The sequence below is a fragment of the Paraburkholderia sp. BL27I4N3 genome, from assembly GCF_003386115.1.
Taxonomy (GTDB): domain Bacteria; phylum Pseudomonadota; class Gammaproteobacteria; order Burkholderiales; family Burkholderiaceae; genus Paraburkholderia.
In genome coordinates, this window is sequence record NZ_QREJ01000002.1 from 299505 (window position 1) to 312450 (window position 12946).

A 12946-nucleotide genomic window follows, 5' to 3' on the forward strand; every position below is an offset into this window, starting at 1 on the left:
CGCGCGTTGCGGTGATCGGCACAGGTGGGACGTTCGCGATGCATGGCCGTCATCGGTTCGACTGGATCGAATATGCGGACAGCGGGGTGATTCACCCCATCGAAGCACTGTTGACGCAATTGGGGGAGCTGGCGCCGGAGGTCGATATCGTGCCGATTCCGTTTCGGAGTCTCGGCAGTGTGTCGATTGGTCCGGCGGACTGGCTCGAACTTGCCGCGTTGATCCGGAATACCGCAGCCAACGATTCGTCGCTGGCGGGATTCGTCGTGACGCACGGAACCGCCACGCTCGAAGAGACCGCATGGTTTCTCGACCTCGTCCTGGCGCTCGATCAACCCGTGGTGCTGACAGGCGCTCAACGCCCGGCCAATACCGACGGTAGCGATGCGGCCGCCAACCTGCGCGGCGCGGTCGCCGTTGCCGCGGCGTCCGATTCACGCGGTGCGGGCGTTCTGGTGACGATGGGCGGCCTGTTTTTCGCCGCCCGGGATGTGACGAAGGCGGCAAGCTTCGAACTCGCAGCCTTCGAAGCACCGACGTATGGGCCGCTCGGGCGGATCGACGCGGACGGCGGCGTCGCGTGGCGTCGTCGCCTGTTTCGGGGCGACGCGTCGCCTACAGCACGCGTGGCGGACGGCGATGCGGGTGTGTTTCGACCCGTCGCCCGGTTTCCCTCGATACTCGACGCGCCGGGCGCATTCGCGTTGCCACGCGTCGATATTGTGACCTCATACGCCGGCGCGGACGGCGCGGCTATCGACGCCTTCGTGGCCGCCGGCGCGCGTGGCATCGTTTGCATGGGACTGCCGCCCGGCCGTCCCGCGGCAGGCGAACTCAGGGCGCTGCGCGACGCTGTGGCGGCGGGTGTCGTCGTCGTGCAGGCCACACGCGCACCGCGCGGTCTCGTGCCCGTGCAGCGATTCCTGACGGCAGATGGAATTCTCTCTGGCGGCGATCTTGCACCCCAAAAGCTACGTATTGCGCTGATGCTGGCGCTGGCCGCCTACGATGCGGAACAGGCATGCGATGCGGGGAGCGAGGTCATCGACCGGGATAAACTGCAAGCGTTTCTGCTCGACCTGTAAAGTCGCAATGTGACTCAAGTACGCGCTCGTGCCTTCAACACAATTCTCCTGTCCACCATGCAATTCTCCTATCTCGTCACTTTCACGCATCCTGACCCGAGTGCGCGCATCAGCGACAGCGATCTGCAAAGAATCTCCGCAAGCATCCAGGCGACGCCGGCAATGAGCCGTGCGAGGCTCTATACGCCGCAGAGTGCCAAGGACTACTACACCGACGACGGGCCGTCGCCGATCTTTGCGTTCCAACTCGACTTCGAGAAATTAGCCCACCTCGAAGCGGCGATTGCGGCAGACGGTCATTTGCAAAGCATTGCGCGCGAGGATTTTCCGAGCCTGGAATCGTGCGTGGTCGAGCAACAGGTGATGGCTCGCCGCCCTTACCCGGTGCTCGATCCGCAGCCGCGAGTGGCCGAAGGAGAGCTTCCCTGTCAGTTCCTCGTCCACTACCCGGGGCGCGCCGAAAACCTCGACGAATGGCTGAGCTACTACCTGACACATCATCCCCAGATCATGAAGTTTTTCGATGGCGTGCGTGAGATCGAAATATTCACGCGTGTCGACTGGATCGATGCGATGCCCTGGACTCGGGTGCACTACATGCAACGTAACAAGCTGATGTTCGACAGCGCGGAAGCGATCACCGAAGCGATGAACTCACCGGTGAGGCATCAGATGCGTGCGGATTTCGAGCAGTTCCCGCCGTTCGAAGGGAGCAATATCCATCATCCCATGTCGGCGAGAACGTTCTTTGGTGAGGCGGGCCAGGCCGCTTCGGATTGAGGCGGCACGCGTGTTTGGCGACGTCAGTCCTTTGATGCGGCTGTGACGCCCAGCAGCATGTCGGTCATCACGTCGGCGATCTTTTCCACGTCGCGCAGGTCGCCGATCCGCTGATTGATGACGAATCCGTCGAACGCCATCCACACCACATGCGACAGCAATTGATCGCGAACGAACGTCATGCGTTCGGGCGGCAGAATTTCCGTCAGCATCGTATCCAGCAGATCTTCCACGGATGCGAGAAGACTGACTGGCTTGCCCATGCCGGGTGGCGCGCTCGACAACGCTTCGATCAGCGCATTGGCGAAGCAGTGGTCCGCGGCGGGTATATCGCCCCACAAGCCAATGAAGACGCGCCGCAAGCGCGTGCGTGGCGTACGGAGCTTCGCCACCGATTCGCGAACGCCTTCGAGCTGCTTGTTCAACCAGGGCTCGTATATCTCGTAGAGAAGAAGCAGCTTTGAATCGAAGTAGACGTACAGATTCGCGACGGTCATACCCGCTGCGCGGGCGATCTCCGACATGGTGGTCGTGGAGTACCCCTTGCGGCAGAACAGATCAAACGCGGCGGCCAGAATAGCTTCCCGCATTCCCGCTTTCTTTACCTGCGGCACCGTTGTCCTCCTCCGTTGTCGGTTCTGGGTCAATGCTCCGTTTGGCGTCTTGACAACGGGAAAACGCTGGCGAGCGCGCATATTCTACACGCTCCCTCAGTGAAAAACGCTTGCCACTCGTTTTTGAAAGGCGCCGATCGAGCCGCTATGGATAGCAATACGATGGGCACGATTGGGCTGTGTCTATCAGAATCGCTTTCGAATACCCACGGCGACAACGCTAACGTCGTCACCGGGACGACTGAGGGTCGCTCCCGCGAGACTTCCAATTGCATTCTTCTGATTCACTACGTAGCCGACTCGCGCGTACAGCGCGGTGGTCTTCGACAGGTTGTAATCGTAGCCGAGCGCGATGGCCAATGAGTTCGCTGCGTCCTTGCCCGCGACGTTGCGGTAGATCGCGGAGAATTTCACCGTGTTCAGTCCTTGCGGAATATTCAGGCCGATCATGTGGCTCGAAGCGATGTAGTAGCCGGCGTACTCCGGAATGGTCATGTTGTACTCGTACGTGATCAGCGCACCATTGAGGTTATACATGGCTCCGGCGCCAAGCCATTTATTCTTGACGGCCGGTGTGGTGCTCGTTGGATCGGTCGTTATCTTGTCGTAGAACGCCCCGAGATAGAGCGGGCCGTTGGCATACTCGATCTGCGCGCCCTGAAAGCTCGCTGACGGGTAGCCCTCAGTCGTCACGCCGCGCGGCGCGTCCAGTATCTCGATCTGAAATCCGCCTATGATCGGCGTGGTGTACGAAATCGCGTTACTGATCCGCGAGTCGCCGATGGTCGCAGCCTTGCCCAGGTCCGAACTCAGGCTCACGATCGACGCCAACGGAGAAAAAGCACCGACGCCTGCAAACGGGTCGATCGCGGTTGATAGCTCAGTTGGGTATTGTCGGCCGAGTTTGATTCGTCCCCACTGGGTCGATACGAGCGAGACATTCGCTTCGCGACTGAAGAATGACTGATCTCCCTGCATGGTGGTGGCGCCGGCGGTTCCGTTCGTCAGCTTGAGCGCGCTTTCGAGATTGAAGCGCACGGACAAGCCATTCCCTAGCTGCTCCACGCCCAGAAAGCCAATGCGTGAAGTCGCGCCCGCGCCACTCTCGGCCTGGAACACGCTGTTACTGCCCGCGTGATAGTACTGAACGCCCGCGTCAGCAACGCCATAGAGAATGACGCCGCTCGTTCCAACGAAAGCGTCTGGCATCAGGATCTGGAACGCTGATTGAGAATGTGCCGGAAGACTCGAAAAAATCGTGACGGAACTCAGCAAAAGAGAAGGGGCTAATTTCATTTGTATAGTGGTACTAATATATGTGTATTTGGCAATCGAAGCGAGAATGCAGATTGCAGGGCGAACGGCGTTTTACTGCTGAAGGAGCGTCGTCGTCATCGGAAAATGAATGGCACCGCCCGAGAACGGCGGAAACTTACCGTTATCCTCACGCATACGGGCCCGCGTCGTCGACTCGAGTGCCGCGAGCATGCTCGTTGGCGACGGGAATGAGAGCATGTTCCGCTGCATGTGATCGACACGTTCCCACGGCATGGCGTCGCACCAGTCTATTCGGGTAAAGACATGAATCTGGCGCACCTCCGGATAGTCGCGCATGATCTGCGGGTGGTGCGCCAGGTAGTAGCGCAGCCAATCGTTCATGGACGAGGCTGCGCCGGGATAGTGAACGAGATAGCTGCATAGCGGCGTTTCTTGCGAGACGATGGACAGCGGAAGAAATGTGCGCGTCAACATGGCCTGATGCTCGATGCGCATTGCCGGAATGTCCGCCCAGTCAGGGGACCGCGCGAGCGCTTGCAGATATCCGCCGTCCGTGATCTGTGCTTCCAGGGATTCGATGCTCTCGAATTCGAGCCTGAGCGCGAGTAGCGGTGCCGGTCCGTCTCGATGATAGGTCTCGACATCGGCCGGTGTGTATAGCTCGGCACGGACCAGGCCGGGCGTCAGGCGGATCGCCTGGGCAATGCGGGCGAGTTGAACCGGATCCACTCGCGCGCTGCTGTCCGAATCGTTGATCGTAGTGATGAAATAGGAGAACGTCATGGCGGAAGATAAAAAGGAATGCGTGGAAGAGAAGCGTTGCGTCAACTTTGGGCCGCATGCCTTAACGGTGGCGCGAGAACGTGCGACGGAATCGGGCTGACGTAGGGTCGATCTTCCGTGCGTTGACGCAGATCGGCCTGCGCCTGCGCAATGAGATGCGGATCGGACAGCAGATCTGCTGCGGTCGCGGCCATGACCTTGGCTGCATGGACCATGCCTTTGTGGGCGGCCGGAAGTTTTCCCTGGGTAACCAGCTGCCAGGTGTGCATATTGGTACCCACCGCGTAGCAGGCACCAAGGTATTGGCTTGTTGGCGTGATCCAGCTCACATCTCCGACGTCACTCGAGCCGGTCAGGGAGCCGGCTGCTGCAGCGAAAGGTAGGGGCGTGGTCCACAGTCCGTGGGCGTTCTGCGGACCGCCATAGGAGTCTATGCATTCGCGCAGATCCTGGGCGCTGATATTCTGTGCCAATTCTTCCGCAAAAGCGTGATCGATATCGTCGAACGGCGGGCAACCCAATGCGGCAAGATTGTCCATCATGAGTTGTTCGATCACACCGTTCCGAACGACGTCCGAACAGGCCCGGTCGATTTCCATGGAAACGCTTGTCTCGGTCATCAAGGCCGCGCCGTTCGCAATCTGTCCGACTCGCTCGAACAGGTCACGTGCAGCAGCAATATCAGGAGAGCGCACGACATAGAGCACTTCTGCATTCGCCTGAACGACGTTCGCCGCCTTGCCGCCCGCGTTAGTGATCGCATAGTGAACGCGGGCGTCCACCGGCATGTGTTCGCGAAGAAAGTTGACGCCCACGTTCATCAATTCGACCGCATCCAGCGCGCTGCGTCCGAGGTGCGGCGATGCGGCAGCATGCGAGGCGACGCCGGAAAAGCGGAAGAACGCCTGAATGACGGCGAGCGACCGGTATTTGAAAATGCCGGAAAACGGCCCTGGATGCCATGTGAGTGCGAAGTCGACGTCATCGAACACGCCGGCTCGCGCCATATAGGTTTTGCCGGCGCCGCCTTCTTCGGCGGGGCACCCGTAGTAACGGACAACGCCTGCCAGACCGCGCGAGACGTTGAAATCTCGCGTTGCGATGGCGGCCAGCATTGCGCCGGCGCCGAGCAGGTGATGCCCGCAACCGTGGCCGCTACCGCCCGCGCAGGTCTGGCACGGCTCGACTGCGCCGCCTTGCTGGCTCATGCCGGATAGCGCGTCGTATTCGCCCAGGAAGGCGGCTATCGGTCCGCTTTCTCCGGCTTCGGCTACGAACGCGGTGGGAAGGCCGGCGAGATGACGTGTGATCCGAAAGCCTTCGCGCTCGAGAACGTCTATCTGTGCTTCGACTGACCCGAATTCCTGCCAGCGAGTTTCCGCGAGGTCCCAGATCCGGTCCGACAATTTGATGATGCGTTCCTTCTTCGCGTCGACGAGTTGTTCGATCGCGGCAATGTGCCTTTCCTGACCGGCGCTCACTGATTTGCTCCTGAGTATTGCGATGGGAAAACTCCGCGGTTTGCGCCAACAGGCCGCTTGACAGGCTCCAACACCGGAGGGTCAACGTTGTCTGGAATGGGGCACATGTAGGGCTGCTCCAGGGAGCGTTGGTGGAACCCTTCCTTGGCCCGTTCAAGCAGGCTCGGCTGCGCGAAGAGAGCGGCGGCAGTCGTGGCCATCACCTTGCCCGCGTGCACCATGCCCTTGTGCGCAATCGATGATTTCCCTTGGGCGACGAGTTGCCAGGAGTGAAAGGGTGTTCCCAGCGCAAAGCAGGCGCCCAGACAACGGGCGGTCGGCACGACCCAGCTCACGTCGCCCACGTCGGTTGACGCACTCAGGATTTCAGGCATGCGTTCCACCGGCAGTACGCCTTCGTGCAACACGCCGGAAAGTCGCTGGGCGCCGAAGACAGCGAGGCTTGCCTTGGCCTCTTCGGCGGAGATCGCCGTTTGCATGTGCGCGGCAAATTCCCGATCCGCTTCGTCGAATGGCGTCGCACCTAGTGCGCAGATACGCTCGTACATCAAGTCCGATAGCACCGGATCCGGACGCATATTCGACATGGCCTTCTCGACCGCATAGTCGACCGTCGTGCCAGTCATCATGGCCGCGCCGTCGGCAATCTTGCGCAAGCGCTCGTACAGCGAAACGACGACCGGGAGTTCGGGTGCTCGCAACTGGTAGACGACCTCGGCATGCGCCTGCACTACGTTCGGGGCATTGCCGCCGGTGTCGTGAATGGCATAGTGCATTCGCGCGTCGCTGGGCATGTGCTCCCTCATATAGTTGGCGGCGACATTCATGAGGGTCACCGCATCGAGAGCGCTACGCCCGAGATGAGGTGCCGCGGCGGCGTGCGCCGCGATGCCGGAAAACGTGAAGCGCGCATGGAGTGTGGCCAAGGTCGACATGGCGTCGACGGCAAGAATGCTGGCGGGATGCCAGGTGAGCGCCGCGTCGAGGTCGCCAAAAACACCGGCTCTCGTCATGAACGTTTTTCCGGCTCCGCCTTCCTCGGCAGGGCATCCGTAATAGCGCACGCGACCGCTATGTCCTGTGCTTGCAAGCCAGTCCTTGATGGCAAAGGCGGCAAGCAGGGTTGCGCCGCCGAGCAGATTGTGACCACATCCATGACCGTTGCCCGATTGCGTCAGCGGCGCTCGCGCCGTGACATTCGCCGTCTGGCTCAAATCAGGCAACGCGTCGTATTCGCCGAGAAAGCCAACGACTGCACCGCCTTGGCCGGCCTCTGCAATGAAGGCAGTCGGAATGCCGGCGGCACCACGGGTAATGCGAAAACCATGACGTTCGAGCTCACGTATCTGTAGCTTCGACGATTCGTGCTCTGTATAGGCGGTCTCGGCCAGATCCCACAGACGGTCGCTCATATGCGAGCACAACGCGCGGTAAGACTCTACACGTGCCGAGATATCCCGGTCCAGATGGTCCAGATTCACTGTTTCTCCTGCTGCTTCTTTGGGCTGCGGTTGACCCGCATGGCCGTGCTCGAACTGCCCGGCGCCAGCGCGTCTCAGGCATTCACTGCCGGTCGATGATGGGTGTTCAGGTGGCGGGCTTATCTTGCAGGCGCGAATCGGTTGCGATCATTCGTGCCGGCGCCACCTTGCGACGGTGCCTGAAAAACAGTAAGAGCACGGCTCCCAAGGAAACGATGTTGGTCGTGAGCAGATACCACGCCGGGGCCATAGGGTCTTGCGTCACACTGCCGAGCCAGGCGACCACTAGTTGCGCGCTGCCGCCGAAGAGCGTGGTCGGCACGCTATAGCAGATGGATATGCATGTGCTGCGAATTGCTTTAGGAAAAATTTCCGGAACGAAGCACAAATGGAACGGCGCCATCAACACGCGAAAGAGTGTCAATACCGCCACCATGGTGAGAAACAGGGTGCCCGTGCCGGCGGTGATCACCCACGCGAACAGCGGCACGATGGAGAGCACGCTCAAACACTGGGGCACAACCATCATCCGGGTGCCCGGACGACGATCGTAGATCATGCCTGCGGCAAGTGGAGCAACGAGACCGACGCTGCCGGTCATGAGGCCCACCAGCATCGACGTCGAGGTCGGGAGGTGAAGCACGCGCATGCCGTAGGTGGTCATGTAGTGACCGACTACGTAGACCGTGACCGTCGGTCCGATCAGCACGCAACAGGACAGAAGCAGATCGGACCGATGTCCGCGGAAGATCGCCGACATCAGTTCGCCCGTGCCTTTCACCGCAGTGTCGGCGTCGAGCGTTTCGTGCAGGCGGCGACGAATGTATAGGCCAACCGGTGCGATGAGCAGGCCGAGGACGAAGGGCAGACGCCATCCCCACGAGGACAATGCGTCAGCCGACAGGGTCGAGGACACCACGTAGCCGACCAGGCCGCCGAGCAGCGCGGCAAGACCCTGGGTTGCCATCTGCCAGCTGGTATAGAAGCCGCGCCGCTGGTCTGTCGCGACCTCGAGAAGATAGGTGGTGGCCGGTCCCATTTCGCCGCCCGCGGACAAACCCTGGAGCAAGCGCCCTGCCACGACCAGGAGCGGCGCCGCCATTCCGATCGACCCGTAGGTAGGCGTAAACGCGATGATTGCAGTGCCGAGCGCCATCAAACCGATGGTGAGGCTCAGTGCGGCTTTTCGTCCGGCCCGGTCGGCGTACGCGCCGATCACGATGCCGCCGATCGGACGAGCCACGAATCCCACACCGAATACCGCCACGGAGGCAATGACCTGGCTCGTTGCGGAAAACGCCGGGAAAAAGGCCTTGCCGATGAATACCGCAAAAAAAGCGTAGACCGTGAAATCGTAGAACTCGAGCGCATTGCCGGCGACTACCGCGATGACGTCACTGAACGATGCGGTTCGCCTCGAACTTGCTGGGCTCAACGCTTGTTCGGCGACTGTTGACTGTTGGGACACATCGATCTCCGAGTTGTTCTCCTGACTGCACGCTTGCCGTCAGCACGGAAAAAATAATCGTATTCTTTTTTGGTGGTGTCAACGCGCCAAAATAAATTCTCGCTTTTTTGTTCGGATGCCTGAATTCGTGACTTTGGTCTGCGGGCCGTTCGCGTCACGGCTACTTCAGCAAGCACTCCACCGAATGAAATAGCCGGCGCCGACCAGCATCAGTCGACGTGGCCGCTTCGCGAATCACTTCAGTCAAACACTCCACAAAACACTTGGCCGAGGCACTGAGCGGTGCCGCGCGCCGGTACATCAAACTGATCTCGACGTCTGCCGCAACTTCTGCGAGAGACAGCACGCACAGCCCTTCCCTGGCAACCAGTAACTCGGCAAGCGGCCACGGCATGATGCTCAGCAAGTCGGTCGTTGCAATCAGGCTCGTCGCAAGCGTGCTTGAATGTGAGACATGGACGAGCGGGGTGTAGCGTCTGAAATACTCAGCGAAGCTTTTGTCTCCTTGAACGGCGATCTCGTCAGTCGAGAAATTTCGATTCAGTATCCATCTGGCGTCCTTCAACTCCTCTAACGACCTGCAGTTCGCGAGCGGATGACCGGCTCTTGCAACGACCGCATACCCCGTCATGAAGAGTGGCAAGTGATCGAACTCGGCTTGCGTCGGTCCCGTGTGAGCCCGATTGATCGATAGATCGAGCGTGCCGTCGCGCAGCTTGGGAACCGACACAGAGAGCAGACTCTCAAAGAACACCAACTGGATTTGAGGCATCTCCCGTTCGAAGCGATTCACGACGTCGCCTAGCAGGGTGAGCCCGAACCACGAAGGGACGCCCACACTCAGGGTTCCCTGCTTTTTACCCGCCAGTACGGCTAGCTCTTGTGTTGCGCGTAAGAGCTGGCCGGTCACGAGGCGCGCGTGTTCGAGCAATTTTTGCCCAGCTTCGGTCAATGTGACGCCGGTCGTCTCTCGCACGATCAGCGTGAGACCCACCTCGTCCTCCAGTTCACGCATCGCCTTCGTAATGGCGGCTGGAGAAAGTTCGATCGCCCGCGCTGCGTTGCGGACGCTGCCCGTATCGGCAATGGCGACGAGTGCGCGGAGCTGATGGAGTTTCATTGGATTCTGACAGGGAGTTGGGGTTGGGAGGTAACAACTAAAAGTAAACGGCAACACAATTCTGACGCTCGCGCGCGACCGGTTGCGCCACTACTCTTGACGCATTGCACATCTTAGCCGGATAGCGCGACGTCGAAAGCGGGGCTGGCGTCGCCGTGTCCGAACAATCGGGAGTTTGCGTGAAACACATAGCAAGTGTCGTGGATCGGGTGGAAACAAAGGGACAGGAATTTATCGATCTGGCTGATGAAATATGGTCGCTCGCGGAGATGCGGTATGCGGAGTTCCGTTCGTCCGAGTTGCACGCGTCGGCGATCGAGCGGGCAGGATTCAAGGTGACACGCGGGGTGGCCGGAATGCCGACGGCGTTTGTGGCTGAAGCCGGTGCTGGCGGACCTGTCATCGGCTTTCTTGGCGAATACGATGCGCTCGCCGGCTTGAGCCAGCAAAGCGGTGCGCTCACCTGTGTGCCCAATCCGGACGCGGCCACGGGAAACGGTCATGGCTGCGGGCACCATCTTCTTGGTGCCGCTTCACATCTGGCAGCCGTTGTCGCAAGGGACTATTTTGCCGCGAACAACATCAAGGCGACGGTGCGGTTTTATGGCTGTCCCGCAGAAGAAGCGGCCGCCGGAAAAACGTTCATGGCTCGAGCGGGCCTGTTCGACGATCTCGATGTTGCATTGTGCTGGCACCCGTCCGTCGCCAGTTCAGTGTTCATGAACGCCACGCTGGCCAACGTACAGGCTTCTTTCAGATTCCACGGAAAATCCGCGCACGCCGCGCTGGCCCCTCACCTGGGACGCAGCGCGCTTGACGCGGCCGAACTGATGAATATCGGCGTGAACTATCTTCGCGAGCACATGCCTGATCTGGCTCGCGTCCACTTTGCGTACATCAATTCGGGCGGTGCTTCGACCAACGTCATTCCGGTGTTGGCCGAGGTGCTGTACACGGTCCGGTCGCCGCACAGTGGAGATGCGCTGGATCTGTTCGAGCGGGTCAAACAGATTGCGGAGGGTGCAGCGATGATGACGGGGACCCGCCTCGATATTATCTTCGACAAGGCGTGCTCCAATGTCTTGCACAACGATACTCTGGATCGCGTGCTGGACGCCAATATGCGCGCAATCGGCGCTTTCGACGTCGACGCGCGCGAGACCGAGTTTGCGAAGCAACTGCAGAACACGATCAGTGCGGACGATCTTGCCAACTGCTCGCGTCACTTTGCTGCGGCGCTGCGCGATCCCAAGCCGATTATCACTGAGATTCTTCCCTACCATCCCGACGTCGCGCGCCCGGTTACCGGCTCGACGGACGTGGGCGACGTCAGTTGGGCCGCGCCGACGACCCAGTGCCTGACGGCCTGTTATGCCTGGGGAACAGGCTTTCATTCCTGGCAGATGGTGGCGCAAGGCAAGCAGTCGCTCGCACACAAAGGCATGCTGCTCGCGGCAAAAACACTGGCGGCGACCGCCATCGATCTCGCAGGCAAGCCAGATGTGCTTCATGAGGCGAAGCAGGAATTGCATCGGAAGCGAGGTTCCCGTGGCTATCAATGCCCGATTCCGCCGGATGTCATGCCGCCGCCTCGACGCGACGCGTCAGGCAAGGCATGAGATCCGATCTATCCCGCTTGCGAAAGCACCCTAAGTCCGCTTTAGGGGAGAAGCCGCTGGCTGGACATGTCACTTGCCAGTCTCGGATGAGCCACCGGTTTGCGATCCGTAGCCGCCTGGGTCCGGATTTTGCCGGGCCTGAAGATCACGCACGCGGGCTTGCGCTGCGATGATGTTCGACGGATAGTCCTCGTCGTTGGCCGTGCCGGGGTTGTATCCAACGCGCGCGAGCGCTGCCAGTTCGGCCCGGACTTCCGCTCGGGTCACCGATGAGCTCGGCTGGGAAGACGCAGCAAGCGGTACGGTCAACAGCGAAAGGCAGAGAGATAGACAGGCAATCGATTTCATGGTGGTTTTCCTCCGACAGTTACGGCCGTTGGGACATTCTGTACCCGACACCGTCTATCTACTTTAGTCGCTAAAACGATCAGAAGGACAGGTCTTCCGGTGCCGCGCGAGCGGGCCGTAATCCGGCCACCGGTGCCGGAATCCGGATCCCAGCAGCGAAGGTTCTGGTGCAAATAGGCTCGTTGGACCGGTTAAAGTAGCGATCCAATCAATCTGGTGGGCGGCGATGAGCAAGGGGAAGGGTCTGGAGGGGTTGTTCGATGGTCGGCATTTTAATCGGGAGATCATTGTTCTGTGCGTTCGCTGGTACCTTCGCTACAAGCTCAGCCTGCGCGATCTGGTCGAGATGATGGCCGAAAGGGGTTTGTCGCTGGCGCGCACCACGATCATGCGGTGGGTGAAGCGGTTTACACCAGAGTTCGTGAAGCGCTGGAATCGCTTTGCCATACCGGCAGGGCGGTCATGGCGCGTTGATGAGACCTATCGTACGCCCAGCCAACGTAGCCCGCCCACATGGGGGTGAAGTTGCTTGAGCATGTTTGGAATGCAGGACCCGGTGGATTTGAAGTTGCGGTACCGGGGCATGCCCTTTCTCTGCTGCGAGAGAAAGTGAGCCGAAGCGGCGGTGACTTGCTGGACACTGGCAAGGTGACGAAGTCCGTGGGAAACGGAGCTTGCGGCGAAGCGGTTACGCCAAGATGAGCTTCCAGGCTGAGCATGGGACGGTTGAGGGACACGAACCTATTGAAACGCATCTGAGGGTTGAATCGTCACCCCTGCCTACACCGCTTAAGAGGCAGGACGCGGATCGGCGTCGGTCACAGGTATGGACTGGTGCCGCGAATGCTGGCTGGAGATGTATGCCGGCCAGTTGGAATCACGGAGAGCG

General features: G+C 60.2%; 11 protein-coding genes and 1 pseudogene. 4 read left to right on the plus strand and 8 right to left on the minus strand.

Going from position 1 to position 12946, the window contains the following annotated elements:
* Positions 1–38: 38 nt before the first annotated feature.
* Both B0G71_RS38640 and B0G71_RS38645 read left to right on the plus strand, forming a co-directional pair.
* Positions 39–1085, plus strand: a complete 1047-nt coding sequence (locus B0G71_RS38640) for an asparaginase domain-containing protein (RefSeq protein ID WP_404935504.1) — start codon at positions 39–41, stop codon at positions 1083–1085.
* 57 nt (positions 1086–1142) lie between these two features.
* Positions 1143–1865, plus strand: a complete 723-nt coding sequence (locus tag B0G71_RS38645; RefSeq protein WP_116149659.1) for a hypothetical protein — start codon at positions 1143–1145, stop codon at positions 1863–1865.
* A 23-nt stretch (positions 1866–1888) separates the two neighbouring features.
* Here the strand turns inward: B0G71_RS38645 and B0G71_RS38650 are convergent, their stop codons facing one another.
* From B0G71_RS38650 to B0G71_RS38680, 7 genes are all read right to left on the minus strand, one after another.
* On the minus strand, positions 1889–2455 hold the full coding sequence (locus tag B0G71_RS38650) for a TetR/AcrR family transcriptional regulator (protein ID WP_309546293.1): 567 nt from the start codon (positions 2453–2455) through the stop codon (positions 1889–1891).
* A 210-nt stretch (positions 2456–2665) separates the two neighbouring features.
* A complete protein-coding gene (locus B0G71_RS38655; RefSeq protein ID WP_116149662.1) occupies positions 2666–3775 on the minus strand; it encodes a porin in 1110 nt (369 codons plus the stop codon).
* A gap of 72 nt (positions 3776–3847) precedes the next feature.
* On the minus strand, positions 3848–4585 hold the full coding sequence (locus tag B0G71_RS38660; protein ID WP_147308755.1) for an ethyl tert-butyl ether degradation protein EthD: 738 nt from the start codon (positions 4583–4585) through the stop codon (positions 3848–3850).
* Complete coding sequence (locus B0G71_RS38665; RefSeq protein WP_220377367.1) at positions 4582–5997, minus strand: amidohydrolase; 1416 nt, start codon at positions 5995–5997, stop codon at positions 4582–4584. Before B0G71_RS38665 ends, B0G71_RS38660 begins: the two co-directional genes overlap by 4 nt.
* Before the next feature lie 20 nt (positions 5998–6017).
* Positions 6018–7433, minus strand: coding sequence for an amidohydrolase (locus tag B0G71_RS38670; RefSeq protein ID WP_116150003.1), 1416 nt, complete (start codon positions 7431–7433; stop codon positions 6018–6020).
* Positions 7434–7608: 175 nt separating this feature from the next.
* Positions 7609–8970 (minus strand): MFS transporter, encoded by a 1362-nt coding sequence (locus B0G71_RS38675; protein WP_116149667.1) that lies wholly within the window; start codon positions 8968–8970, stop codon positions 7609–7611.
* 160 nt (positions 8971–9130) lie between these two features.
* A complete protein-coding gene (locus B0G71_RS38680) occupies positions 9131–10090 on the minus strand; it encodes a LysR family transcriptional regulator (protein ID WP_116149668.1) in 960 nt (319 codons plus the stop codon).
* 179 nt (positions 10091–10269) lie between these two features.
* Between B0G71_RS38680 and B0G71_RS38685 the strand changes: the two genes are divergently transcribed.
* Positions 10270–11709, plus strand: a complete 1440-nt coding sequence (locus B0G71_RS38685; protein WP_116149670.1) for an amidohydrolase — start codon at positions 10270–10272, stop codon at positions 11707–11709.
* Positions 11710–11778: 69 nt separating this feature from the next.
* Here B0G71_RS38685 and B0G71_RS38690 read toward each other — a convergent pair whose 3' ends face one another.
* Complete coding sequence (locus tag B0G71_RS38690) at positions 11779–12057, minus strand: DUF4148 domain-containing protein (RefSeq protein WP_116149671.1); 279 nt, start codon at positions 12055–12057, stop codon at positions 11779–11781.
* A gap of 226 nt (positions 12058–12283) precedes the next feature.
* Here B0G71_RS38690 and B0G71_RS38695 point away from each other — a divergent pair.
* A pseudogene (locus B0G71_RS38695) lies at positions 12284–12541 on the plus strand (IS6 family transposase); the annotation flags it as partial.
* Positions 12542–12946: the final 405 nt, after the last annotated feature.

What these genes read in the sequence shown, in the direction of transcription:
- B0G71_RS38640 (WP_404935504.1), top strand. Translation starts at nt 39, where the DNA reads ATGCATGGCCGTCATCGGTTCGACTGGATCGAATATGCGGACAGCGGG.
- B0G71_RS38670 (WP_116150003.1), bottom strand. Translation starts at nt 7,433, where the DNA reads ATGAGCGACCGTCTGTGGGATCTGGCCGAGACCGCCTATACAGAGCAC.
- B0G71_RS38655 (WP_116149662.1), bottom strand. Translation starts at nt 3,775, where the DNA reads ATGAAATTAGCCCCTTCTCTTTTGCTGAGTTCCGTCACGATTTTTTCG.
- B0G71_RS38690 (WP_116149671.1), bottom strand. Translation starts at nt 12,057, where the DNA reads ATGAAATCGATTGCCTGTCTATCTCTCTGCCTTTCGCTGTTGACCGTA.
- B0G71_RS38650 (WP_309546293.1), bottom strand. Translation starts at nt 2,455, where the DNA reads ATGCGGGAAGCTATTCTGGCCGCCGCGTTTGATCTGTTCTGCCGCAAG.
- B0G71_RS38645 (WP_116149659.1), top strand. Translation starts at nt 1,143, where the DNA reads ATGCAATTCTCCTATCTCGTCACTTTCACGCATCCTGACCCGAGTGCG.
- B0G71_RS38680 (WP_116149668.1), bottom strand. Translation starts at nt 10,090, where the DNA reads ATGAAACTCCATCAGCTCCGCGCACTCGTCGCCATTGCCGATACGGGC.